A 3,560-nucleotide genomic window follows, 5' to 3' on the forward strand; every position below is an offset into this window, starting at 1 on the left:
GGCTTCCGCCCCCACACGGGCGCCGCCTTCAGCCCCTCGACGCCCTCCGCCCAGGGCTGGAGCGGCTGGCAAGGCTGGGCCGCGCCCGCTTCCGCGACCGCGCAGATCATTCCCGGCCTGAACGAGCGCTCGGCCCGCGTCGAGGCCGCGCCCGGCGATCATGGTCAATCATTGATTCACCATGAATCCCCCGGCGCCGTCGATCCGCTGGACTTCCCGCTCGGCGCCGCCCGGGCCCAGCTGCACGGCACCTATATCGTCGCCCAGACGCGCGACGGCCTGGTCGTCGTCGACCAGCACGCGGCCCACGAACGCCTCGTCTACGAGCGGATGAAGGTGCAGATGGCGCGCGGCGCCGTCACCCGTCAGGCGCTGCTGACGCCCGAGGTGGTCGAGCTGGACCCGGCCGAGGCCGAGCGCGTCTCGGCCCGCGTCGACGAACTCGCCGAACTGGGCCTGATCGTCGAACCGTTCGGCGTCGGCGCGGTGCTGGTGCGCGAGACCCCCGCCCTTCTCGGCGACACCGACGTCCAGGGCCTGATCCGCGACATCGCCGACGACCTGGCCGAACACGGCGCCGCCCTGGCCCTCAGCGAACGGCTGGGCGAAGTCTGCGGGACCATGGCCTGTCACGGCTCGGTCCGGGCCGGGCGCGTGCTCTCGGGCCCGGAGATGAACGCCCTGCTGCGCGAGATGGAGGTCACCCCCCACTCGGGCCAGTGCAACCACGGGCGGCCGACCTATGTCGAGCTGAAGCTGGCCGACCTCGAGAAGCTGTTCGGCCGGCGATGAGTCCCTCGGTCCTGTTCGTCTGCCTCGGCAACATCTGTCGCTCGCCGCTGGCCGAGGGCGCGCTGCGGGCCGAGGCCGCGCGGCTCGGTCTGGACCTGATCGTGGACTCGGCGGGTACCGGCGACTGGCACGCCGGGGAACCGCCCGACGCGCGGGCGATCGCCGTCGCGCGTCGCAACGGCGTCGATATCTCGGCCCTTCGCGCACGTCAGGTGACGCCCGGCGACTTTCGTCGCTTCACCCACATCGTCGCGCTGGACCATGACAACCTGTCCAGCCTGCGCGAACTCGCACCGTCCCGGGCCACGGCCGAGCTCAGCCTGCTGCTCGACCATGTCGAAGGCCGGACCGGTCAGGCCGTGGCGGATCCATGGTTCGGCGACGAAGCCGGCTTCGAAGTGACCTGGACCCAGGTGACGGCCGGCGCGCGGGGCCTCGCCCAGCGCTTCAGTAGAACGGGCTGAACTCGCAGGCCTCGACCACGCTGCCGGCCCGCCCGCCTGACACCACCTCGCCGCCGGCGATTGCATAGACCGTGTGATCGATGGCCGCCGCCGCCAGGCCGTGGCGCGGCGTCGCCATATCCGGGCCGCGCCGCCAGACGTCTTCGGAGGCCGTATAGATCCAGGTCTCGCGGAACACCCCGCCGCCGCCGCGCTGGAACCACTCGCCGCCGAAGGCCACCAGCCGGCCGCTGATCGCGGCCATGGCGAGACCGCCGCCGACCTGCTGACCGGTGTCAGGCGACGGCGGGATCGGCGCCAGGGTGTCCCAGCGATCCTCCCGCGGATCGTATCGATCGAGCCTCCCCGTGCCGCCGCCGCTGACGGTCCGTCCGCCCGCAACCCAGATGGCCCCGTCCAGGACCGCCGCCGCCGCGCTGTTGCGCGCCATCGGGCACGGCCGCGCCGTCTCCCAGCCCGGCGCCCCGGGAACAAGGACCAGGTGCCGGTCGGTGTCGGCCTGATCGTTCCAGCCGCCGTTGGCCGATCCTCCGGGCGTGCGCCCGGTGATCAGGTGCACCGTCTCGCCGAGGCCGACCCCGACCGCCTCCGCCTGCGGCGACGGCAGCGGAGCGATCCCCTTCCACCCTCCATCGTCCAGCACCCAGGCCGTGGTCGTACTGGTCCACTCCCCCGCGTCGGACCGGGCATAGCCGCCGACCACATGGAGGTCGTGATCCGTGGCGACGAACATCGGATGATGTCGCGGCGCGGGCAGGTCCGGCCCCGGCGTCCAGGCGTTCGTCGGCCAATCATGGAAGGCGACCCGGTCCTCGATGTGCAGGGGCTGTCCAGGCCGCGAAACCAGCCCGCCGCCGGTGACGATCCGACCCTGATGGACGGCGGCGTAGATCTCCTGCGCCGGCCACGGCAGGGGCGCGCGCGGCATCCAGTGGGGTCCGTCCCGCTCCTGCGCGCAGACGGAGAACGGGGCCGCCGCCGCAACTCCGGCGGCGGCGATGAAGGCGCGGCGATCGATCTGGCTCATGCCCGAAGCTTGGCGCAGAACCGCGACCTGCGCTATACGGCCGCCGTCAAACCCTCGGGATCATCCCGACAGGAAGCCCATGTCCGAGATTGCGCGAAAGGCCTGAGGCCTCTCACAGCGCTGGGAGAGCCTCTGATCCACCCGTCGGCGTGCCAGCCGAAATCGGTCTGATCGTGCTTGCGATCAGGCTCAGATTTCGGCCCGGAACATTGCGCCGGCGAGCGTCATCACGCCTTTCGGACATCTCTCGAATGAACATCTCACGAGCGGAGCAGCGCACGCTGCACGCCCTCGCACAGGGCGGAGCGATCGTGCTCGAACGCGATACGGACGGCCGCATCCTGCGCGCCGACTGTTTCACCCGCGACGGCTTCCTGCTGACCGACTGCACCCTGTCGGTATGGAAGAAGCTGAAGACCAAGGGGCTGATCGCCTCGATCGGCGGCGGGCCCTACCGGGTCAACCGCGACGGACTGGCGCGCATGCGCAGCCAGGTCGACAACCGGGTCTCAGCCCGCCGCTGACAGGACCCTGAGGAAGAGGACGCGCGCGGCGCCGTAGTCGCGCGCGTCCAGCCGCTCATAGCCGGGCGTGTCGATCTCGGGCTCGTCGGACCCGCGCTCGAACACGACCACCGCGCCGGGCTTGAGCCAATTGCCTTCGAGCAGCCGGACCAGCGTCTGTTCGCCCATTCCCTTGCGATAGGGCGGATCGAGGAAGGCCAGGTCGAAGGCCTCGCCGTCCGAGCCCGGGCGAACGCCCAGGTCCGTCGCGCTTCGGCGATGCACGCGCGTGCGGCCCATCAGATGCCAGGCGTCGGCGTTCTCACGGATGGCGCCGCGGGCGTCCTCGTCGGTCTCGACGAACAGGGCGAAGGCCGCGCCCCGGCTGATCGCCTCGAAACCCAGGGCCCCCGAACCGGCGTACAGGTCCATGACCCGCAACCCCTCCAGTGGCTCGGCCCAGGCGGCGTGTTCGAGGACATTGAAGATGGCCTGACGCGCGCGGTCCGAGGTCGGGCGGGTGCCCTCCCCCTCCGGCGCGACAATGGACCGGCCCTTCAGGCTGCCTGCGACGATCCGCATGGATCAGCCCTTGGGACGCGGACCGCGCGGGCTGCCGCGCCCGCCGGCCGGACCCGCGCCGGGACGCGAGCCGCCGGGCTTGCCCTTGAAGGGCGAGCCGCCCGGCTTGCGGTCGAAGGGGCGTTTCTCGCCTGACCGCTCGTCGCTGCGGGCTGCGGGCCGGGCTCCGGTTCGGGCGTCGCCGCGCGGGCG

At 71.9% G+C, this 3,560-nt stretch carries 5 protein-coding genes and 1 pseudogene; 3 read left to right on the plus strand and 3 right to left on the minus strand.

The features are described 5' to 3' along the window. Nucleotides 1–792: pseudogene (locus tag V6M42_RS08105) on the plus strand (DNA mismatch repair endonuclease MutL); the annotation flags it as partial. Then, complete coding sequence (locus V6M42_RS08110) at nt 789–1,256, plus strand: low molecular weight protein-tyrosine-phosphatase (RefSeq protein ID WP_332678132.1); 468 nt, start codon at nt 789–791, stop codon at nt 1,254–1,256. The pseudogene V6M42_RS08105 and the gene V6M42_RS08110, both read left to right, overlap by 4 nt. Here V6M42_RS08110 and V6M42_RS08115 read toward each other — a convergent pair. Next, nucleotides 1,240–2,283 (minus strand): Kelch repeat-containing protein, encoded by a 1,044-nt coding sequence (locus tag V6M42_RS08115; protein ID WP_332678133.1) that lies wholly within the window; start codon nt 2,281–2,283, stop codon nt 1,240–1,242. The genes V6M42_RS08110 and V6M42_RS08115 overlap by 17 nt on opposite strands. A 251-nt stretch (nt 2,284–2,534) precedes the next feature. Between V6M42_RS08115 and V6M42_RS08120 the strand changes: the two genes are divergently transcribed. Next, complete coding sequence (locus V6M42_RS08120) at nt 2,535–2,807, plus strand: YjhX family toxin (RefSeq protein ID WP_332660643.1); 273 nt, start codon at nt 2,535–2,537, stop codon at nt 2,805–2,807. Here the strand turns inward: V6M42_RS08120 and rsmD are convergent. Together rsmD and V6M42_RS08130 are read right to left on the minus strand one after the other, a co-directional pair. Further along, the gene (gene rsmD, locus V6M42_RS08125) at nt 2,793–3,368 is read right to left on the minus strand and encodes a 16S rRNA (guanine(966)-N(2))-methyltransferase RsmD (RefSeq protein ID WP_332678134.1); all 576 of its coding nucleotides are present in this window, start codon (nt 3,366–3,368) and stop codon (nt 2,793–2,795) included. The genes V6M42_RS08120 and rsmD overlap by 15 nt on opposite strands. Before the next feature lie 3 nt (nt 3,369–3,371). Then, nucleotides 3,372–3,560: hypothetical protein (locus V6M42_RS08130; protein ID WP_442880941.1), on the minus strand; the 189-nt coding region annotated here is incomplete at its 5' end.

It is taken from the genome of Brevundimonas sp. (assembly GCF_036677305.1).
Classification (GTDB): domain Bacteria; phylum Pseudomonadota; class Alphaproteobacteria; order Caulobacterales; family Caulobacteraceae; genus Brevundimonas.

Bases quoted from the DNA above. Each gene is read 5' to 3' on its own strand.
- V6M42_RS08120 (WP_332660643.1), top strand. From the start codon at position 2,535: ATGAACATCTCACGAGCGGAGCAGCGCACGCTGCACGCCCTCGCACAG.
- V6M42_RS08115 (WP_332678133.1), bottom strand. From the start codon at position 2,283: ATGAGCCAGATCGATCGCCGCGCCTTCATCGCCGCCGCCGGAGTTGCG.
- V6M42_RS08110 (WP_332678132.1), top strand. From the start codon at position 789: ATGAGTCCCTCGGTCCTGTTCGTCTGCCTCGGCAACATCTGTCGCTCG.
- rsmD (WP_332678134.1), bottom strand. From the start codon at position 3,368: ATGCGGATCGTCGCAGGCAGCCTGAAGGGCCGGTCCATTGTCGCGCCG.